Source organism: Micromonospora sp. M51 (genome assembly GCF_018070305.1).
Taxonomy (GTDB): Bacteria; Actinomycetota; Actinomycetes; order Mycobacteriales; family Micromonosporaceae; genus Micromonospora; species Micromonospora parva.
The window spans coordinates 1-3,028 of sequence record NZ_JAGPXZ010000727.1; the positions used below are offsets into that span (position 1 = coordinate 1).

Sequence of the window (3,028 nt, forward strand, 5' to 3'; positions counted from 1 at the left end):
GAACAGCGTCGGCGCCCGCTGCGGCCGCCCACTGACCCCGGCGACCGTCGCACGCCGGCTCTCGGCGCTGTCCAGTTGGTACGACTTCCTCGCCAAACTCGGCGCGGTGCCGGCCAACCCGGTCGCCGGCGCCGACCGCCCCCGCGTCGACCGGGACCACTCCGCCACCGTCGGGCTCACCCCCGAGGAGGTGGACGCCCTCCTCAACGCCGCCGAGGCCGACACCGGCGCGACAGCCGTCCGCAACCGGGCAGCGCTCGCGCTGCTGGCCGATCTGGGTCTGCGGGTCGGGGAGCTGATCTCACTGGACCTGACCGACCTCGGCACCGAACGCGGCCACCGCAGCGTGCGCTTCGTCGGCAAGGGCGGCAAACAACGCCGCCGCGCCCTCACGCCCAGCGCCGGGCACGCTCTGGACGCCTACCTGGCCCAGCGGGCCGCCGCCACCGGCGTGCCGGTGGCGCAGCTGACCGGTCCACTGCTGGTCACCGCCAGCGGTGCCCGGCTGGACCGGCACTCGGTGTTCCGGATGGTCCGTCGGCTCGCCCGCGCCGCCGGCATCCCGGCCTGGGCGAAGCTGTCGCCACACTCGCTGCGACACGCGTTCGCCACCACCGCCCGCTCCGAGGGCGTGCCGTTGGAGGACGTGCAGGACGCCATGGGGCACGCCGACCCGCGCACCACCCGCCGCTACGACCGGGACCGGCACAACCTCGACCGCGACCCGGCCTACGCGGTGTGGGCCGCCCGGTCGCGCCGCCGCGGCTGAACAGCGCCCGCCGCGTCGGGCCTAGGACCGGCAGACCTAGGGTGAAACCGGCCGCTTTTCGGCAGCATCGCACATTGCTGTACTTGTGACATGACCTTCGGATTCCAGTTCGACCACGTCGGCATCACTACCTCTGCAGCGCACCTCGACCAGACCATCGCGTGGTATCGCGACCACCTCGACTTCTTGGTGATCCAGCAATTCGAAGTCGGCGAATCGGTGTTCACCTTCATCGGCACCGACAACACCAAGATCGAGATCATCTCGGCTGGCGCCGCCGCGAACCCGGCCCCGGCCGCCGAAAGCCTACCGGCCAGCCACGACGTCGAGCGTCTGCACCACATCTGCCTCCGGGTTCCCGACCTGGACGCGGCCATCGCCGAACTCGACCGGCGCGGTGTGGCCCTGTTCGCCGGCCCCATGACGGTCGAGAAGAGCGGTCAGCGTTTCGCCTTCATCCGGGACAACATCGGCACCATCATCGAGATCACCGATGCGGTGCCGATGGCCGGCTGAGCGCATCGGCGACCACGTCTCGCAGCCGCTGCAGGGCCGCCTCGGCGTCGGTACCCGGATCGGCCCAGTAAAGGTAAAGCCAGACGTCGTCGGCCAGTTGCGCAGCCACCTGCCGCAGTGCCAGCAAACCGATCAGCGGATGACGGTACACCTTGACACCGGGCGCCGGGGTCGCGACGTCGTGCTCGTCCCATAGCTCGCGGAACTCGGGACTCCCCGCGTTCAGATTCTCGACCAAGCGGTGGAGACGGAGGTCCTCCGGGAACCGGGTGACGGCGGCCCGGAGGACACCGACGGTCTCGCGGGCGGAATGCTCCCACGTCACCATCACCTCACGAGCACCCGCATCGGCGAACAGCCAGTACGCGTAGTAGCGGCGCTCACGGGGGAACGTGTCGAAGTCCGTCGTCAGTTCTCGATGCAGTGCGTTCGCGCCGATCACCTCGCTACCGCGCCGCACCACAATCGCCGGAACAGCGACGGCGCGCAGAAGCCCGGTGATATTCGGATGATCGTCCGGAACACGGTCTGCCTCGTGTTTCGAACGGCCCCGAACCAGCAGATACAGCTGTGCCCGTTGCGCCGGCGAAAGGCGCAACGCCGTGGCCAGAGAATCGAGAACTGAATCGGACGGCGAGACGTTACGGCCCTGTTCCAGGCGCATGTAGTAGTCGACGCTCACACCGGCCAGGGCCGCCACCTCTTCGCGCCGCAGCCCGGGCACCCGGCGTCCCGAGCCGTCGATCAAACCGGCTTGCGCCGGGCTCACCTGCGCCCGTCGTGAGCGAAGGAAGTCACGCAGAGCGGTGTTTCGTTCCACCAGACGATCGTGTCAGACACGCATGAGTCAGGAGACGTTGGCGCGGCTGAGCAGGCTGTGCGGCGTCAGCCCTGCGGGCGGGGGCAGATGCAGAACGGCTGACCGATCGGGTCGAGGAGCACGACCCACTTGTCGCCGCCGGGCTGGAAATCCGGCTTGGACGCGCCCGCCGCCACGAACTTCTCCTCCGCCGCCGCCAGGTCGTCGACGTAGAGATCCAGGTGGTAGCGCTTGTCGCCGGTCGGATCCGGCCAGGAGGGCGGTCGGTAACCCTCGACCAGACCGAAGCCGATGGAGACGCCACCGGAGCTGATCATCGCGTACTCCGGTTGGCTGTGGGTGACCTCCCAGCCCAGCGCCTGGTGGTAGAACGCGGCATGGCCGGCAGGATCGGAACTGTCGAGGTTGACCATCGCGAGGTCGGCAGAAACTGTCACGCCGGCAGTATGCCGACGGGGTCCGACAAACTCCGGGCCTGCGACACCCACCGCCCATCAGAGGGCCTCGAGCGGCCAGAACGTCACCCGGGCGGTGCTGTCACGGCAGATCAGCCCGGCGCCCACCCGTCGACAGTCGGTCAGACCCTCCGGAAGCACCACCGACACCCGATGACCGTCGCGTCCCACGGTCGCCACCAGCGCACGCCTGCCGTCCGCCGCCAACCCCAGCACCACCAGCGGCTCCGCCGGCACCCGGGGGCCCGCCACCGTGCGCCAGCGCGCGCCGTCCGGCCACGACCACACCCGCGCCCCGGTGCCCGCGTCGATCGCCCAGCGGCCCTGCTCGTCCTGCCCGCAGATCAGGCCCTGGCAGGGCCGCAGGGTCAACTCACCCGACGGCACCGGCACCCGCCAGCGCGGCGCCAGCCCCGGTAGGTCGTACCCGGTCAGCGCCACCGCGCCGGCGACCGGGTGGCGCAGCAC

The 3,028-nt window shown here is 70.3% G+C and carries 4 protein-coding genes and 1 pseudogene; 2 read left to right on the forward strand and 3 right to left on the reverse strand.

All coding sequences use genetic code 11. The features are described 5' to 3' along the window. Together KBX53_RS27735 and KBX53_RS27740 are read left to right on the forward strand one after the other, a co-directional pair. The coding region (locus KBX53_RS27735) for a tyrosine-type recombinase/integrase (protein ID WP_210862470.1) at nucleotides 1-769 on the forward strand (769 nt) is incomplete at its 5' end. A 90-nt stretch (nucleotides 770-859) separates the two neighbouring features. Then, nucleotides 860-1,285, forward strand: coding sequence for a VOC family protein (locus KBX53_RS27740; RefSeq protein WP_210862472.1), 426 nt, complete (start codon nucleotides 860-862; stop codon nucleotides 1,283-1,285). Here the strand turns inward: KBX53_RS27740 and KBX53_RS27745 are convergent. From KBX53_RS27745 to KBX53_RS27755, 3 genes and pseudogenes are all read right to left on the reverse strand, one after another. Beyond that, nucleotides 1,257-2,105 carry a helix-turn-helix domain-containing protein gene (locus tag KBX53_RS27745; RefSeq protein ID WP_210862474.1) on the reverse strand — a complete coding sequence of 283 codons (849 nt, stop codon included), beginning with the start codon at nucleotides 2,103-2,105 and terminating at the stop codon, nucleotides 1,257-1,259. The genes KBX53_RS27740 and KBX53_RS27745 overlap by 29 nt on opposite strands. 65 nt (nucleotides 2,106-2,170) lie before the next feature. Beyond that, nucleotides 2,171-2,542 (reverse strand): VOC family protein, encoded by a 372-nt coding sequence (locus KBX53_RS27750; protein WP_036410475.1) that lies wholly within the window; start codon nucleotides 2,540-2,542, stop codon nucleotides 2,171-2,173. A gap of 57 nt (nucleotides 2,543-2,599) precedes the next feature. Continuing rightward, nucleotides 2,600-3,028: pseudogene (locus KBX53_RS27755) on the reverse strand (hypothetical protein); the annotation flags it as partial.